This window comes from Stenotrophomonas sp. 01N47, from assembly GCF_056399165.1.
In genome coordinates this window covers 411,602-427,500 of the sequence record NZ_JBFTQU010000003.1, presented here as the reverse complement: position 1 = coordinate 427,500, position 15,899 = coordinate 411,602, and the positions used below count along the sequence as shown (strand labels likewise).

General features: G+C 67.2%; 14 protein-coding genes (1 of these 14 cut by a window edge). 10 read left to right on the top strand and 4 right to left on the bottom strand.

Annotated features, from left to right (window positions below):
• A protein-coding gene (tyrS, locus tag AC1DKR_RS08150; RefSeq protein WP_312108731.1) for a tyrosine--tRNA ligase crosses the window boundary here: on the bottom strand, positions 1 to 843 show its 5' portion. Its footprint begins 366 nt before the window's first position; the window shows 843 of its 1,209 coding nt (coding positions 1-843); the start codon lies at positions 841 to 843; the stop codon falls past the left edge of the window.
• 167 nt (positions 844 to 1,010) lie between these two features.
• On the opposite strand from tyrS, the gene AC1DKR_RS08145 reads away from it, so the two are divergent.
• Positions 1,011 to 2,480, top strand: coding sequence for a peptidoglycan DD-metalloendopeptidase family protein (locus AC1DKR_RS08145; RefSeq protein ID WP_478032172.1), 1,470 nt, complete (start codon positions 1,011 to 1,013; stop codon positions 2,478 to 2,480).
• 64 nt (positions 2,481 to 2,544) lie between these two features.
• Entirely contained in the window at positions 2,545 to 3,672 is a 1,128-nt protein-coding gene (locus AC1DKR_RS08140; protein WP_478032170.1) for an anhydro-N-acetylmuramic acid kinase, read from the top strand.
• Between the two features lie 89 nt (positions 3,673 to 3,761).
• Here the strand turns inward: AC1DKR_RS08140 and AC1DKR_RS08135 are convergent, their stop codons facing one another.
• The 3 genes from AC1DKR_RS08135 to AC1DKR_RS08125 form a co-directional block, all read right to left on the bottom strand.
• Positions 3,762 to 3,992: a hypothetical protein gene (locus AC1DKR_RS08135; protein ID WP_223497538.1), complete on the bottom strand. Its 231-nt coding sequence runs from the start codon at positions 3,990 to 3,992 to the stop codon at positions 3,762 to 3,764.
• 77 nt (positions 3,993 to 4,069) lie between these two features.
• A complete protein-coding gene (locus tag AC1DKR_RS08130) occupies positions 4,070 to 5,374 on the bottom strand; it encodes an AmpG family muropeptide MFS transporter (protein WP_428704059.1) in 1,305 nt (434 codons plus the stop codon).
• Entirely contained in the window at positions 5,371 to 6,171 is an 801-nt protein-coding gene (locus AC1DKR_RS08125) for an exodeoxyribonuclease III (RefSeq protein ID WP_312108738.1), read from the bottom strand. The genes AC1DKR_RS08130 and AC1DKR_RS08125 overlap by 4 nt, the downstream gene beginning before the upstream one ends.
• Before the next feature lie 163 nt (positions 6,172 to 6,334).
• Between AC1DKR_RS08125 and pyrE the strand changes: the two genes are divergently transcribed.
• The 8 genes from pyrE (at position 6,335) to AC1DKR_RS08085 (ending at position 15,794) form a co-directional block, all read left to right on the top strand.
• Positions 6,335 to 6,994: an orotate phosphoribosyltransferase gene (gene pyrE, locus AC1DKR_RS08120; protein WP_089241329.1), complete on the top strand. Its 660-nt coding sequence runs from the start codon at positions 6,335 to 6,337 to the stop codon at positions 6,992 to 6,994.
• Between the two features lie 19 nt (positions 6,995 to 7,013).
• Positions 7,014 to 7,688: a hypothetical protein gene (locus tag AC1DKR_RS08115; RefSeq protein ID WP_223497536.1), complete on the top strand. Its 675-nt coding sequence runs from the start codon at positions 7,014 to 7,016 to the stop codon at positions 7,686 to 7,688.
• Between the two features lie 174 nt (positions 7,689 to 7,862).
• On the top strand, positions 7,863 to 7,955 hold the full coding sequence (locus AC1DKR_RS08110) for a potassium-transporting ATPase subunit F (protein ID WP_005407770.1): 93 nt from the start codon (positions 7,863 to 7,865) through the stop codon (positions 7,953 to 7,955).
• Between the two features lie 12 nt (positions 7,956 to 7,967).
• Complete coding sequence (gene kdpA / locus AC1DKR_RS08105; protein ID WP_223497535.1) at positions 7,968 to 9,677, top strand: potassium-transporting ATPase subunit KdpA; 1,710 nt, start codon at positions 7,968 to 7,970, stop codon at positions 9,675 to 9,677.
• A gap of 9 nt (positions 9,678 to 9,686) precedes the next feature.
• Positions 9,687 to 11,747 (top strand): potassium-transporting ATPase subunit KdpB, encoded by a 2,061-nt coding sequence (gene kdpB, locus AC1DKR_RS08100; RefSeq protein ID WP_025879421.1) that lies wholly within the window; start codon positions 9,687 to 9,689, stop codon positions 11,745 to 11,747.
• Positions 11,744 to 12,388, top strand: a complete 645-nt coding sequence (gene kdpC, locus AC1DKR_RS08095; protein WP_223497533.1) for a potassium-transporting ATPase subunit KdpC — start codon at positions 11,744 to 11,746, stop codon at positions 12,386 to 12,388. Before kdpB ends, kdpC begins: the two co-directional genes overlap by 4 nt.
• A gap of 51 nt (positions 12,389 to 12,439) precedes the next feature.
• On the top strand, positions 12,440 to 15,100 hold the full coding sequence (locus AC1DKR_RS08090; protein ID WP_478032158.1) for an ATP-binding protein: 2,661 nt from the start codon (positions 12,440 to 12,442) through the stop codon (positions 15,098 to 15,100).
• Entirely contained in the window at positions 15,081 to 15,794 is a 714-nt protein-coding gene (locus tag AC1DKR_RS08085; RefSeq protein ID WP_478032156.1) for a response regulator transcription factor, read from the top strand. The genes AC1DKR_RS08090 and AC1DKR_RS08085 overlap by 20 nt, the downstream gene beginning before the upstream one ends.
• Positions 15,795 to 15,899: the final 105 nt, after the last annotated feature.

The window sequence follows — 15,899 nt, the reverse complement described above, 5'->3', positions numbered from 1 at the left end:
CGCGGCGATCTGCTCGCGCAGGGAGGCCGCTTCGGCCTGGCTGATATCGAAGGACAGCAGCTCGATCCAACGCCACATCAGGGCGTCATCGACCTTCATGGTCTTGGTGACGATGTCGATGGCCGGCTCGCTGATGCCGATGTAGTTGCCCAGCGACTTGGACATCTTGTTGACGCCATCCAGGCCTTCCAGCAGCGGCATGGTCAGCACCACCTGCGGCTTCTGACCGTGGTGTTCCTGCAGGCCTCGGCCCATCAGCAGGTTGAACTTCTGGTCGGTACCACCCAGCTCGACGTCCGCTTCCAGGGCCACCGAGTCGTAGCCCTGCACCAGCGGGTACAGGAATTCGTGGATGGCGATGGACTGCTGGGCGGCATAGCGCTTGGCGAAGTCGTCGCGCTCGAGCATGCGTGCCACGGTGTGCTGGCCGGCCAGGCGGATCATGTCGGCCGCGCTCATCTTGCCGAACCACTCCGAATTGAAGCGGACCTCGGTGCGGCTGCGGTCCAGCACCTTGAACACCTGTTCCTCGTAGGTACGGGCGTTGGCCAGCACGTCGTCGCGGCTGAGCGGCCTGCGGGTCAGGCTCTTGCCGGAGGGGTCGCCGATCATGCCGGTGAAGTCGCCGATCAGGAAAATGACCTGGTGGCCAAGGTCCTGGAACTGACGCATCTTGTTCAGCAGCACCGTGTGGCCCAGGTGCAGGTCAGGCGCGGTGGGGTCGAAGCCGGCCTTGATGCGCAGCGGGCGGCCTTCCTGCAGGCGCGCGCGCAGATCCTCGAGCTTGAGGATCTCGTCGGCACCGCGGCCGATCAGGGCAAGGGCTTCTTCAATCGAGGACACGTGACTACTCCCGGCAACGCCGTTTCTTATGTGGGGTGTTAAAGCGAAGTTAACCCGATCGGCTTCACAAAAGCCAATAGGCACAAGGGTTTGACGCGAATTTGTTAGGTGTCTATGTTACCGGCGTTTGGGCCCGCGTTCCCGGGTCAGCCAGAGACCGACATCTGATGCTCAATTCCGATCAAGGCCGCGCACGCAAGCAGCGCTTCCAGGAACGACTCCACGTCCTGCACGACAACGCCCTGCACCGGAAGCTGAGGCAACACCTTCCCGCTGCGTTCAATGAGCGCTGGACGCGCCGCCATTGGATGCACGCCAGCCTGTTTGTGACCATCGGCGCATTGGTGGCCACGATCGTGCCGGGCTTCTCGCACACCATCGATGCCCCCTACGCCGACAGCCACACCAGCCTGGCACTGCCGTTGCCCCCGTTGGCAATGGCCCGCCAGCAGCAGATCCCCGGTGACAGCTGGCAGGTGCTGCGGGTACAGCGCGGGCAGACCCTGAGCGATCTGTTCGACAAGGCCGGCATCTCGGCGACCACCCTGCACCGGGTGCTGGACCATCCGGGTGCGCGCGAATCGCTGACCAAGTTGCGCCCGGGCGCCGAGATCGCCTTCGACATGCCGCTGTCCGGTGACCTGCGCAGCATCCGCTTCGACCGCGACGCCGACAACCGGGTCGAACTGAGCCTGAGCGGTGATGACATCAAGGAAACGGTGACCAAGCGCGAGACGTCCACGCGGACGGTGGTCACCAGCGGCGAGATCACCAGTTCGCTGTATGCGGCTGCAAGCCGTGCAGGACTGTCGCCATCGGCAATCGCGACGATGACCGACGACATCTTCAAGTACGACATCGACTTCTCCAAGGACCTGCAGCCGGGCGACCGCTTCAGCGTGGTGATGGATGAGACCTGGCGCGAGGGCGAGAAGGTCGACACCAGCAAGATCCTGGCGGCCACCTTCACCACCGGCGGCAAGACCTACTCCGGCTTCCGCTTCGACCGCAACGGCAAGTCCGAGTACTACGACATCAGCGGCCGTTCGCTGAAGAAGAGCTTCATCCGCATGCCGATCCCGTTCGCGCGGCTGAGTTCGACCTTCGGCGCGCGCAAGCACCCGGTGCTGGGCAAGATGCGCATGCACAAGGGCGTGGATTACGCCGCGCGCACCGGTACCCCGATCATGGCCGCCGGCGACGCGCGGGTGCAGTTCGTCGGCGTGCAACGCGGTTATGGCAACGTGGTGATCCTCGACCACGGCCGTGGCCACACCACCCTGTACGGCCATATGTCGCGCTTTGCCGGGATCAAGAATGGCCAGCGCGTGGCCCAGGGCACGGTGATCGGCTACGTCGGCTCGACCGGCCTGGCGACCGGCCCGCACCTGCACTACGAATTCCGGGTCAATGGCGAGCACCGCAACCCGCTGACGGTGACGATGCCGCCGCCGGAGCCGCTGAAGGGCGCCGAGCTGGTGGCCTTCCGGGCGCAGACCGCGCCGGCGATGGCCCGCATCCAGGGCATGGAGAAGCTGATCTACGCCGACGCCAGCCCCGCGCCGGCTGCCGAAAGCGCGAGCACCGAGGTGGCCAGCGCCAAGGACAAGGTGCCGGCAGGCCGCAAGCGCGGCTGAGCCCTGCGTTGACGAAGGAGGACACGGCAGCACAAGCTTGCCGTGTCCTTTTTTTATGCCCGCCATGAACGTCACTGCCGATCCGTCCCTTCCCCTCTACCTGGGCCTGATGTCAGGCACCAGCGCTGACGGCATCGATGCCGCGCTGGTGCAGTTCCCGGCCGACGGGGGATGCCGCTTCGTGCATGGGCTGACCGCCCGCTGGGAGCCGATGCTGCGGGCAAGGCTGGTAACCCTTGGCGAAGGCGGCCCGTTGCAGTCGCTGGAAGAGTTGGGCGAGCTGGACGCGCGGATTGCGATCAGCTTCGCCGCCGCCGCCAACCAGCTGCTGGAAGAAGCCGGCGTCGACCGTTCGCAGGTACGAGCCATTGGCTCGCACGGTCAGACGGTACGCCATCGACCGTTGGCCGACCCGGCCTTCACCGTGCAGCTGGGTGACGGCAACCGCATCGCCGAGCTGACCGGGATCACCACCGTGTGCGATTTCCGCCGCCGCGACGTTGCCGCCGGCGGCCATGGGGCACCGCTGATGCCGGCTTTCCACCTGGACATGCTGGGTGCGGCCGATGAGGACCGTGCGGTGCTGAACCTGGGCGGGATCGCCAACCTGACCCTGATTCCCCGCGAAGGCGTCGTGCGTGGCTTCGATACCGGCCCAGCCAACGCACTGATGGATGCCTGGTGCCAACGCCACACCGGTCGCAGCTTCGACGCTGACGGCGCCTACGCGGCCAGCGGTGCGGTGGATGACAGCCTGCTGGCCGGCTGGCGCGCGGATCCTTGGTTTGCGCTGCCACCGCCCAAGAGTACCGGGCGCGAGCAGTTCCACCTGCCGTGGGCCGAAGCACACATGGAGGAAGGACAGTTCGCCGCCGCCGATGTTCAGGCGACGCTGCTGGAGCTGACCGCGGCGACGGTGGTGGATGCGCTGCTGGCCCAGCAGCCCGACACCCGGCGCGTTCTGGTGTGTGGCGGTGGTGTGCGCAACGCGCAGTTGATGCGGCGGTTGGCGGCGCGCCTGCCGGGCGTGGTGGTCGAGTCCACGGCGCTGCACGGGCTGGACCCGGAGTATGTGGAGGCGATGGGGTTTGCCTGGCTGGCGCAACGGACGATGGACGGGCTGCCGGGCAACCTGCCGAGCGTGACCGGGGCGAAGGGGCCGCGGATTCTCGGAGCGATTCATCTGGCGTGAGGGGTGGCGCCATCCACGCATGGCGTGGATCTACCAGGCCTGCTTATCCACGCATGGCGTGGATCTACTGGGCAGTCGGCCCTGCGGGGCTAATCGAAGCCCTGGCCGGCAGGGAGGGCCTGCAGTGCGGCGATCGCGTCGGACAGGGCGTCGACTTCGGGATCGCCGAAGCCGGAGCGGACCTCCAGTTCACTGCTGAACAGGCCCTGCTCCAGCAGCGCCTCGCAGGTCTGTTCGTGGGTCCAGCCACGGGCAACCGCAACCCGTTTGATGCGTTCCAGCAGCAGCGGGTCCAGGTCCCGCAGCACTACGTCGGCCATGCTCACTTCCCCGTTCGCAAGGCACCGCCCCCTCGGCGCGTCGGGGCGATCATCCCGCAGTAAGCGCGCACAGGCAATCAGGCGGCGGGTGACGGCCCACGATCAAGGATGCGTGGCCACAGCCAGGCCAGCAGCAGCATGGTGGGCACCACCGTGACGGCGCTGAGCATGAAGAAGGTGCTGTACGAGGTGGCCTCCACGATGTAACCGGAAACGCCGCCGACGAACTTGCCCGGCAGGTTGGCCAGCGATACCAGCAGGGCGTACTGGGTAGCAGTGAAATTGCGATCGGTCAGCGAAGACATGAAAGCCACCAGCACCGTGCCGGCAAAGCCCTGGAACAGGTTGTCGGCACTGAGCGCGGCGTAGAACGCCCACAACTGCCCCGGGTTGTGCGCCATCAGCAGGAACGCCAGGTTCGACAGAGCCACGCCCAGCGCCGCGACAAGCAGCATCCGGCGGAAACCGAAAGCGGCGACAGCGATACCACCGAGGAATGCGCCGCCAATGCCCATCCACACACCGAACAGCTTCGATACGGTGGCAATGTCGGCCTTGTCGAAGCCCGAATCCAGATAGAAAGGTCCGGCCATCACGCCGATGACCTGGTCGGGAAACTTGAAGAACCCGACGAACGCCAGCAACGCCAGCGCCAGTGCCATGCCGTTGCGGGTGAAGAAGCTGGTGATCGGCTGTACGAACGCTTCGGCAATGTCGATGCGGCGCTGCACGGCGTTGGCCGGGCGCTCCGGTTCGCGGCAGAACAGGGTGGTGATGATCGGCAGGATCATCAGTGCGGCCATGGCCAGGTAGGCAATGATCCAGCCTTCGAACTGTGCGAGATACAGGGCGCCGGCACCGGCCAGGATCAGGCCGATGCGATAGCCCAGCGTGTACGTGGCGGCCAACGCGGCCTGCGCGGTCTGCGGGGCGATCTCGATGCGGTAGGCGTCGACCACCGAATCCTGGGTGGCACCTGCAAACGACGCCACCAGTACCCATGCCACCAGCGGCCACACGCCCTGCTCTGGTCGCACGAACGCCAGTGCCACCAGGCCCACCAGTACCAGGATCTGCGAGACCAGCAGCCACGAGCGGCGACGGCCAAGGAATCCCAGCAACGGAAACGCGTAGCGATCCAGCAGGGGCGCCCAGACAAATTTGAGCAGGTAGAAGAAGCTGGCCAGGCTGATCAGGCCGATGCTGCCCAGATCGAGGCCGACATCGCGCAGGCGGGTAGACAGGGTCTGCGAGGCGATCAGCAGGAACGGCAGGCCGCTGCCGAAGCCCAGCAGGGCCATGGTGAGCGCAGAGGGCGTGCCGAACGCACGCTTGATGCCGGCCCAGCCCTTGTAGCCGGCCGGCTTGGCAGCCTCGGTCACAGGTCGTAGTCCACGATGAACGGCGCGTGGTCGGAGAAGCGCTGGTCGCGGTAGATCGAGCAGCTGCGCAGGCGGTCACGCAGGCCCGGGGTGATGAACTGGTAGTCGATGCGCCAACCAACGTTGTTGGCGCGAGCGGCGCCACGGTTGCTCCACCAGGTGTAGTCCTCGCCGGTCGGGTTGAGCAGGCGGTAGGCGTCGGCCCAGCCGCGACCGGTGGCCACGTCGGTGGCCTGGCCGTGGTCGGCACACAGGGCATTGAGCCAGTCGCGCTCCTCGGGCAGGCAGCCGGAGTTCTTCTGGTTGGACTTCCAGTTCTTGATGTCCAGTGCCGAGCGGACGATGTTCCAGTCGCCACACAGCACGTAGTCGCGGCCGCTGCGCGCCCATTCCTCGAGGATCGGCCGCAGCCACTCCATCACTTCGAACTTGAAGCCCTGGCGCAGGTCGCCCGAACTGCCGGACGGGATATAGAAGGAGACCACGCTGAGGTTGCCGAAGCGGGCCTCGATGTAACGGCCTTCGTCGTCGAACGGGGCCCAGCCCAGCGAGGTGATGACCTGGTCCGGTTCGCGCCTGCTGTAGATCGCCACGCCGCTGTAGCCCTTCTTGGTGATGGCATCGCGGTAGAAGCAATGGTGGCCGTCCGGGCGGAACATCGGGTCGGTCAGCTGGTCTTCCTGGGCCTTGGTCTCCTGGATGCAGAGGACGTCGGCGTCCTGGCCACGGAACCAGTCGAGGAAGCCCTTGGTGGCGGCCGAGCGGATGCCATTGGCGTTGAAACTGATGATGCGCATGCGGAAGAACCTACGGCGGGAAACCGGGCAAGCATACCGGTTGCCTGCCGGGCTGAGCAGCCCGCGGGGGCAGCCACGGATACCCGCGTGAAGGGGCTGGACGAGCGCAGAAAGCCCAGCTGGATTAGGATTTGCGCTCCAAATGAAGATGAATCGAGTTTTGATGAGCGACCACCGTCACCGTTTCCTGCAGCTGGCCCTGACCGCCGATGCCCTGCGCTTCGGCCAGTTCACCCTCAAGTCCGGCCGGCTGAGCCCCTATTTCTTCAACGCCGGCCGTTTCGACTCCGGTTCCCTGCTGTCGCAGCTGGGGGCGTGCTATTCCGACGCCATCGACGCCACCGGGATCAAGTACGACGTGGTGTTCGGCCCGGCCTACAAGGGCATTCCGCTGGCCACCGCAATGGCCTGCGAGCTGGCCCAGCGTGGCCGCGACCTGCCGCTGTCGTTCAACCGCAAGGAAGTGAAGGACCATGGTGAAGGCGGCCAGCTGATCGGCGCCGACATGACCGGCAAGCGCGTGCTGATCGTCGACGACGTGATCACCGCCGGCACCGCCATCCGCGAGGCGCTGGCGATCATCCGCGCTGCGGGCGGTATTCCGGCCGGCATCGTGGTGGCCCTGGACCGCCAGGAGATCGCCTCGGACACCGACCATCGCTCCGCCGCACAGGCCGTGGCCGAAGAAGCCGGCATCCCGGTGATCGCCGTGGCGACGCTGGCCGACCTGCTTGATTTCGCTTCCGGAAATCCGGAACTTGTAGGCTACCGGCAGCCGCTGGAGGCCTATCGCGCCCAGTACGGCGTCCGTTCCACGCGCTGACCACCAGGGGGAAGGTCGCATGTTCCGAGTTCCTGCCATCGTTGCTGCCAGCCTGCTGCTGGTGATGCCGCAGACGCTGCTGGCACAGTCCGGCGGCAAGGCCGCAGACAAGAAGCTGTACTGCTGGAACGAGGGCAAGGAGCGGATCTGCAGCGATGCGCTGCCGGCCGATGCGGTCAACCACGCCCGCGATGAGTTCAGCGCCAACAGCGGCCTGCGCAACGCGCAGGTGCAGCGCGCGTTGAGCGATGAGGAACGCGCTGCCGCCAGCACGGCGGCAGCGCAGGTCCAGCTGGACCAGATGGCCAAAGAGACCCGGCAGCGTACCGAACAGGCGATGCTGACCACCTACGGTGATGAGAATGCGCTGCGGCGCGTGTTCGCCGAGCGCCAGGAGGTGCTCGACAACAACCTCAAGACCGCCCAGTACAACGTTGCCAGCCTGCGCGAATCGCTGGTGGCCCTGCTTGCTGCCGCCGGCGACCGCGAACTGGCGGGCGGCAAGGTGGCCGACAAGCAGGCCCAGGCGATCGCCCAGCGCCATGCGCAGCTGCAGTCGCAGCAACGGCTGCTGGCCAGTTTCGAACAGCAGCAGCAGGCATTGAAAGTCGAGATCGAAAGCAGCCTGCAACGCTATCGGCAGCTGAAGGGATTGGCGCCGGTGGACGTGCCGGCACAGACCCCGGCGGGTTGAGAGGCGCGCTGCTCGCCGGGCATGGCCCGGCGCTACCGCATGCCGGGTTACGGCCTGGACCCTGAAATTTATGCACTCTTTACGCGTCGGCCCTGTCCGTCGCGTAGTGCGTTTATGGGGGTGGGGACGACGATGACGCCCTGAGGTGGAGGGGTTCCACCAGGTCTCAATTCCATGTCCCCCTGGCTGTCGTTGCTGTGTGGCGTGCTGGTGCTGGTTGCCGCCGCCTATCTTCTTTATGTCGTGCTGCGGCCCGAGTCGTTCTGAGCGGAGCCTGCCATGACTGAAATTCTTATCATTCTTGCCGCCAGCCTGGTGCTGGCATGGCCACTGGGCCTGTACCTTGCCCGGGTGATGCGCGGCACGCCGATGAAGGTCGACGTGCTGTTCCACTGGATCGAAAAGCCGCTGTACAAGGTGCTCGGCGTTGATCCGTCACGTTCGATGTCCTGGCGGGGTTACGTGCTGGCGTTCGTGCTCAGCAACGTGGTGATCGCGGTGCTGACCCAGGCCGTATTCATGACCCAGGCGTGGTTGCCGTTGAACCCGGACCAGATCCCAAACATGCGCTGGGATACGGCGCTGCACACGATGATCTCGTTCCTGACCAACACCAACCAGCAGCACTATTCCGGCCAGGCACAGCTGTCCTACTTCTCGCAGATGACCGGCATCACCGGCCTGCAGGTAGTGACGCCGATGATGGGCCTGGCGCTGGCCGTGGCCACGTTGCGTGCATTGTTCTCGCGTGCACCGAAGTCCGTCACCGCGCCCGCTGCGGGTGATGACCGCCAGGTGGCGGTGGGCAATTACTACGCGGACGTCGTGCGCCTGTGCGTGCGCTTCCTGCTGCCGCTGTGCCTGGTCTGGACGCTGCTGCTGACCAGCCAGGGCGTGCCCTCCACGATGGCCGGTGGCCCGCAGGCCACGCCGATCGATGCCAGTGCCGGCATGGCGCAGCAGAAGCTGCCGCTGGGCCCGGTTGCGGCGATGGTCGCGGCCAAACAGTTGGGTGCCAATGGTGGCGGCTGGTATGGCCCGAACAGCAGCTTCCCGCTGGAGAACCCGACCCCGGTGTCGAACATGCTGGAAGTGATCGGCATCCTGCTGGTGCCGATGGCGGTGATCTTCATGATCGGCGCGTTCACCGGGCGCCGTCGTTTCGGCGCGCTGGTGTTCAGCTGCATGCTCGGCATGTCGCTGCTGTCCACCGGTGCGATGGTGTGGAGCGAGGGCCATAGCGCCAGCGCGGCCACGCCGCTGCTGATGGAAGGCAAGGAAGTACGCTTCGGCGCCGATGGCACCGCGCTGTGGGCGGCGGTGACCACCCAGGTCTCCAACGGTTCGGTCAACGGCATGCACGATTCGCTGAGCCCGCTGTCTGGCGGCCTGGCGATGGTCAACATGCTGGTCAGCGCGATCTGGGGCGGCATCGGCTGCGGCCTGCAGCAGTTCATCGTGTACCTGCTGCTGGGTGTGTTCCTGGCCGGGCTGATGACCGGCCGTACACCGGAACTGTTCGGCCGCAAGCTGGAAACGCCGCAGGTGCGCCTGCTGGCCCTGCTGGTGCTGCTGCAGCCGATCACGCTGCTGCTGTTCACCGCGATCACGCTGGCCGTGCCCGGTCTGGCCGGCACCTCCAATCCCGGCTTCCACGGCATCAGCCAGGTGTTCTACGAGTACGTCTCGGCCTACGCCAACAACGGCTCGGGCTTCGAGGGACTGGGTGACGCCACGCCCTGGTGGAACCTGAGCTGCTCGCTGGTGCTGCTGCTGGGCCGCTTCCCGCTGCTGATCATCCCGCTGGTGGTGGCCGCACAGCTGGCCGCCAAGCGGCAGGCCCCTGAGTCGGCCGGCAGCCTGCAGATCGAAACCCCGACGTTCGCCCTGACCCTGGTCTCGGTGATCGTCATCCTGACCGTGCTGCAGTTCATGCCGGCGCTGGTACTCGGCCCGATCGCCGACCACCTGAGCCTGGGACTGCACTGAGGACACCCCATGAGTAGTCACGCAACCGCAAACCGTTCCTCTTCCGTGGCTTCCCGCCCGGCCCTGCTCGATGCCGCCGGCCTGCGCCGCGCGCTCATCGAGGCCGTACGCAAGCTGTCGCCGATGCATCTGGTGCGCAGCCCGGTGATGGCGGTGGTGATGGCCGGCACGATCGTCGCCGCGATCATCACCCTGACCGGCAATGCGCCGCTGGGCTTCGGCCTGGCGGTGACCGCGATCCTGCTGGTCACCGTGCTGTTCGGCAACTTCGCCGAGGCCGTGGCCGAAGCACGTGGCCGTGGCCAGGCCGCCTCGCTGCGCCGCGCCCGCCAGGACCTGGTGGCGCGTCGTCTGGCGTCGGCGCAGGCCGGTGCCAGCGAAACCCAGGTGCCCGCTGCGGAACTGCGCCCCGGTGACCACGTGATCGTCAGTGCTGGCGAACTGGTGCCGGCCGACGGCGAGATCGTGCAGGGCCTGGCCACCATCAACGAAGCGGCGGTAACCGGCGAGTCGGCACCGGTGCTGCGCGAGGCGGGTACTGATCGCTCCGGCGTGATCGGCGGCACCAAGGTGCTGTCCGACCAGATCGTCGTACGCATCACCGCCGAGCCGGGGCACAGCTTCCTGGACCGCATGATCGCGCTGGTGGAAGGCGCCAACCGGCAGAAAACGCCGAATGAGATCGCGCTGACCCTGCTGCTGGCGGCAATGACGCTGACCTTCCTGGTAGTGGTGGCGACGCTGCCGGCGATCGGTGCCTCGGTGGGCGTCAAGGTGGATCCGCTGCTGCTGATCGCGCTGCTGGTGTGCCTGATCCCGACCACCATTGGTGGCCTGCTGCCGGCCATCGGCATCGCTGGCATGAACCGTGCGCTGGCCGCCAACGTGCTGGCCAAGTCGGGCAAGGCGGTGGAAGTGGCTGGTGACGTCGACGTGCTGCTGCTCGACAAGACCGGCACCATCACCTACGGCGACCGCCAGGCCAGCCACTTCCATGCATTGGCCGGGATCGACGCCGACCAGCTGCGTGAGGCGGCACTGCTGTCATCGCTGGCCGACCCGACCCCGGAAGGCAAGTCGATCGTGCGCCTGGCCCGCGAGCAGGGCTGCACCACCGCCGAGCCGGACCAGGCCGACTACCTGGCCTTCAGTGCGCAGACCCGCATGTCCGGTGTCGACCTGATGCACGGCCGGCAGATCCGCAAGGGCGCTGCCGATGCGATCCGCGCCCATGTGCAGGCACTTGGCGGCACCGTACCGGCCGAACTGGCCGGGCGCGTGGACCAGGTCGCACGCAACGGTGCCACGCCGCTGGTGGTGGCCGAGGGTCGCCATGTGCTGGGCGTGATCGAGCTGTCGGACGTGGTCAAGCACGGCATGCGCGAGAAGTTCGCACAGCTGCGGGCGATGGGCATCCGCACGGTGATGATCACCGGCGACAACCCACTGACGGCTGCTGCGATCGCCGCCGAAGCCGGCGTGGATGACTACATCGCCGAGGCACGGCCCGAGGACAAGCTGGCCCGCATCCGTGCCGAGCAGGCCGGTGGCCGCCTGGTGGCGATGGTCGGCGACGGTACCAACGATGCGCCGGCGCTGGCCCAGGCTGACATCGGCCTGGCGATGAATTCGGGCACGCAGGCGGCCAAGGAAGCCGGCAACATGGTCGATCTGGATTCGGATCCGGCCAAGCTGCTGGCGGTGGTGGAGGTGGGCAAGCAGCAGCTGATCACCCGCGGCGCGCTGACCACGTTCTCACTGGCCAACGATGTGTCCAAGTACTTCGCGATCCTGCCGGCGTTGTTTGCCGCCACCGTGCCTGCGATGGCCGCGCTGAACGTGATGCAGCTGTCGAGCCCGCGCAACGCGGTACTGGCGGCGCTGATCTTCAATGCCCTGGTGATTCCCGCCCTGATCCCGCTGGCACTGCGCGGTGTGCGCTTCCGCCCGGCCACGGCAACGGCGCTGCTGCGCCGGAACATGCTGGTGTACGGCCTGGGTGGCGTGCTGCTGCCGTTCGCGGCGATCAAGTTGATCGACCTTCTTCTTGTCCTGGTATTCGGCGCATGAACCGTTCTGACTCCCCTTCCCTTTCCCGCGAGCTGAAGCGCGAGGCACGCGTGGCCACGCTGCAGGATGGCGCCAACTGGCGCCCGGCCATCGGCCTGGGCGTGGCCACCCTGCTGCTGGCCGGTGCGGTCTACGCCGGCATCGCCACCGGTTTTGCCGGCCTGTCCTTCCCGGCGCAGGCCGAAGGCAGCCTGCTGCGCGATGGCAGCGGCCAGGTGCGTGCGTCGGCATGGCTGTCGCAGCCCTTCACCGGCGATGGCTACTTCCAGGCGCGACCGTCGGCCGCCAACTACGACCCGATGGCGGCGGCCGGTTCCAACCTGGCCCGCAGCAACCCGGCGCTGGCCGAGCGTGTGGCGGCGAGCACCGCAGCAGTGGCCGCGCGCGAAGGCGTAACGCCCGCGCAGGTTCCTGCCGATCTGGTCACCCAGTCCGGCGGCGGCCTGGATCCGCAGTTGTCGCCGGCGGCAGCGCAGCTGCAGGTGGCCCGGGTGGCGCGTGCACGTGGCCTGCCCGTCGAGCAGGTACAGGCATTGGTGAAGGCCAACACGCAGGGCCGGCAATGGGGCGTATTCGGCCAGCCACGGGTGAACGTGGTGACGCTGAACTTCGCGCTGGACCACGCGGCACGCGCGCCGTGATGCAGGGCTGCACCCGCTGCGCGCACAATGGCGGCCATGACAGCGGCTCCCATGACTGATCTGCGGACCCGCCAGGCCAACGCCCTGGTGGAAGGACTGCAACGCGAAGCCGGTGGCAAGCTCACCGTGTTCCTGGGCGCTGCGCCCGGCGTCGGCAAGACCTACGCCATGCTGACCCGCGCGCAGGAACAGCTGCGCCGTGGCGTGGACCTGGTGGTCGGGCTGGTGGAGACCCACGGCCGTGCCGATACCCAGGCCCTGCTGGAAGGCCTGCCACGGCTGCCGCTGAAGGACGTGGCCTACCATGGCCACGACCTGCAGGAGATGGACCTGGACGCCGTGCTGGCGAGGAAGCCAGCGCTGGTGCTGGTGGACGAGCTGGCCCATCGCAATGCGCCGGGCAGCCGCCACGAACGGCGCTGGCAGGACGTGATGGAACTGCTGGACGCCGGCATCGACGTCTGGACCACGGTCAACATCCAGCATCTGGAAAGCCTCAACGATGTGGTGATGCGCATCACCGGCGTGCGTGTCAGCGAGACCGTGCCCGATGGCGTGCTCGACCGCCTGCATGACATCGTGCTGGTCGACCTGCCGCCGCGCGAACTGATCGCGCGCCTGCAGCAGGGCAAGGTGTACGTGCCCGAGCAGGCCGCGCAGGCGCTGCAGGCGTTCTTCTCGCCGGCCAACCTGACTGCATTGCGCGAGCTGGCGATGCAGGAGGCCGCCGACCGCGTCGACAGCAGCCTGCGCGAAGCACGCGCCGCGCGCGGCGAGAGCAACCTGCCGCTGCGGCGTGGCGTGCTGGTAGCGATTGATGGCGGTGGCCAGAGTGAATATCTGGTGCGGGTGGCGCGACGCATCGCCGAACGCCGCGATGCACCGTGGACGGTAGTGACGGTGCAGGGACGCCGCCAGGACGAAGCGACCCGGCGCGAGATCGATGCTGCGTTCGCGCTGGCCCGCCGCCTCGGCGGCGAAGCCGAGCTGCTGCACGGTTCAAGCATCGCCGATGCATTGCTCGACCACGCCGCGCACAACGGCGTATCGACGCTGGTACTGGGCCGTACCCGCGAACGGCCGCTGGCGCGGATGTTCAACCGCACCCTGACCCAGCAGCTGATCCAGCGCGGCGCGCACTACGAGATCACCATCATCAGCACGCCGCAGGCGCGTGCGCGTTCCCGTCGAGAGGGCCTGCTGCCACCGATGCGCGGGGTCAGCCACGAACCGTTGCAGGCCCTGATCGCCACCGCCCTCGCCTGCGCGGTGGCATGGCTGGTCGAACGCTGGGTGGGCATGGCCGATCTGTCGATGGTGTTCATCGTGGCGGTGGTGCTGGTGGCTGCACGTACCCGTGCCAGCGTCGCGGTGATGGCGGCGATCCTGTGTTTCCTTGCCTACAACTTCCTGTTCATCGCGCCGCGCTTCACCTTCGCCATCGGCGCGCGACAGGGCGTGATCACCGTGTTCCTGTTCCTGGCGGCGGCGCTGGTGGCCGGGCGTCTGGCCTCGCGCCTGCGCATGCAGGTGATCGCCCTGCGGGCGGCCAACCGCCATGCGCGCGCGCGTCAACAGTTGGGCCGGCAACTGGCCAGTGCGGCTGGCAACGGTGAAGTGGCGCAGGCCGGGCGGCAGGCATTGGAACAGGCCATGGATGTTCCGGCATGGCTGCGGATCGGCGCCGATATCGCGGCCGGTGGCCGTCACCTGCCCGGTGACACCGATCTGGCGGCGGCCGACTGGGCCCTGCGCCATGGCCAGCCCAGTGGCCGTTTCACCGATACCCTGGCAGGTGCGCAGTGGTGGTTCCTGCCGCTGCTGGACGGCGAAGACCGTGCAATCGGCGTGGCCGGCCTGTACCTGCCGGTTGCGCAGGCGCGGCTGCTGCCCGAACAGCGCCAGCTGGCCGAAGCGATGGTCGACGACATCGCCCAGGCCGCGTTGCGCACGCGCCTGGTGGCCGAGCTGGAACAGGCGCATGTGAGCAACGAGACCGAGCGGCTGCGCTCTGCCCTGCTTTCTTCGGTGTCGCACGACCTGCGTTCGCCGCTGGCAGCGATGATCGGCTCGGCCGACAGCCTGGCCAGCTACGGTACGGCGATGGATCTGGCCGACCGCCGCGCGTTGCTGGACACCATCCTGGTCGAAGGCGAGCGCCTGGACCGCTACATCCAGAACCTGCTGGACATGACCCGGTTGGGCCACGAGGGCCTGAAGATCAACCGCGACTGGATAGGCGTGGACGAGCTGATCGGTTCGGCCGCCCGTCGCCTGCAGCGCTACCAGCCGAAGGTACGGCTGGAGCTGGATATTCCGGCAACGCTGGCACCGATCTGGGTGCATCCGGCGCTGGTGGAACAGGCGGTGTTCAACGTGATGGAGAACGCCGCCAAGTTCTCGCCAGCCGATGCCGCCGTGCAGGTGCTGGCGCGCGAACTGGACGGTCAGCTGCGCATCGACGTGATCGATGCCGGCCCCGGCATTCCCGACGACGAGCGCGCGCGCATCTTCGACATGTTCTACAGCGTCGAACGCGGCGACCGCGGCCGCCACGGCACCGGCCTGGGCCTGACCATCTGCCAGGGCATGATCGGCGCACACGGCGGCAGCGTGCAGGCGCTGCCCGGGCGCGACGGTCGCGGTACCCTGATCCGCATCACCCTGCCCCTGCTCAAGCCAGCCTCCCACGATGAGTCCGACCCCGACTGATGCCAGCACGCCGGCCCCGCGCGTGCTGGTGATCGACGATGAAACCCAGATCCGCCGGTTCCTGGACATCAGCCTGCGCGCGCAGGGCTACCAGGTGCGCCAGGCCGCGACCGGCCAGGAAGGCCTGCAGATGGCCGCCAGCGAGGACATGGACCTGGTGATCCTGGACATCGGCCTGCCGGACATGGAAGGCCACGAGGTGCTGGAACAGCTGCGGCAGTGGAGCCAGGTGCCGGTGATCATGCTGACCGTGCGTGCCGGCGAAACCGAGAAGGTGCGTGCACTGGACAACGGCGCCAACGACTACGTGACCAAACCCTTCGGTACCCAGGAGCTGATGGCGCGGGTGCGGGCGCTGCTGCGCACACGCAGCGTGCCGACCGATGGCACGCCGCCGGTGTTCGACGATGACCACCTGCACGTGGATCTGGTGCGCCGTGAAGTGGCGATCGACGGCGAGCTGGTGGCGTTGACCCGCAAGGAGTACGCGCTGTTGTCGCTGCTGCTGCGCAATGCCGGGCGGGTGGTGACGCAACCGCAGATCCTGCAGGAAATCTGGGGACCCACCCACCAGCACGACACCCACTACCTGCGCATCCTGGTCGGCAAGCTGCGGCACAAGCTGGGCGACTCGGCACTGGATTCACGCTACCTGTTCACCGAACCGGGCGTGGGATTGCGGTTCAAGGGGTGAGGCGTGCCGACCAACGGTCGGCACCCACCAGACAAGTAGATCCACGCCATGCGTGGATGGACATCCATCGAAATCGAAAATTTCGACAATTCATCGAAGAACATC

What these genes read in the sequence shown, in the direction of transcription:
- pyrE (WP_089241329.1), top strand. Translation starts at nt 6,335, where the DNA reads ATGAGCGACCACCGTCACCGTTTCCTGCAGCTGGCCCTGACCGCCGAT.
- AC1DKR_RS08145 (WP_478032172.1), top strand. Translation starts at nt 1,011, where the DNA reads ATGCTCAATTCCGATCAAGGCCGCGCACGCAAGCAGCGCTTCCAGGAA.
- AC1DKR_RS08115 (WP_223497536.1), top strand. Translation starts at nt 7,014, where the DNA reads ATGTTCCGAGTTCCTGCCATCGTTGCTGCCAGCCTGCTGCTGGTGATG.
- AC1DKR_RS08090 (WP_478032158.1), top strand. Translation starts at nt 12,440, where the DNA reads ATGACTGATCTGCGGACCCGCCAGGCCAACGCCCTGGTGGAAGGACTG.
- AC1DKR_RS08085 (WP_478032156.1), top strand. Translation starts at nt 15,081, where the DNA reads ATGAGTCCGACCCCGACTGATGCCAGCACGCCGGCCCCGCGCGTGCTG.
- AC1DKR_RS08125 (WP_312108738.1), bottom strand. Translation starts at nt 6,171, where the DNA reads ATGCGCATCATCAGTTTCAACGCCAATGGCATCCGCTCGGCCGCCACC.
- kdpC (WP_223497533.1), top strand. Translation starts at nt 11,744, where the DNA reads ATGAACCGTTCTGACTCCCCTTCCCTTTCCCGCGAGCTGAAGCGCGAG.
- kdpA (WP_223497535.1), top strand. Translation starts at nt 7,968, where the DNA reads ATGACTGAAATTCTTATCATTCTTGCCGCCAGCCTGGTGCTGGCATGG.
- AC1DKR_RS08110 (WP_005407770.1), top strand. Translation starts at nt 7,863, where the DNA reads ATGTCCCCCTGGCTGTCGTTGCTGTGTGGCGTGCTGGTGCTGGTTGCC.
- AC1DKR_RS08140 (WP_478032170.1), top strand. Translation starts at nt 2,545, where the DNA reads ATGAACGTCACTGCCGATCCGTCCCTTCCCCTCTACCTGGGCCTGATG.
- AC1DKR_RS08135 (WP_223497538.1), bottom strand. Translation starts at nt 3,992, where the DNA reads ATGGCCGACGTAGTGCTGCGGGACCTGGACCCGCTGCTGCTGGAACGC.
- kdpB (WP_025879421.1), top strand. Translation starts at nt 9,687, where the DNA reads ATGAGTAGTCACGCAACCGCAAACCGTTCCTCTTCCGTGGCTTCCCGC.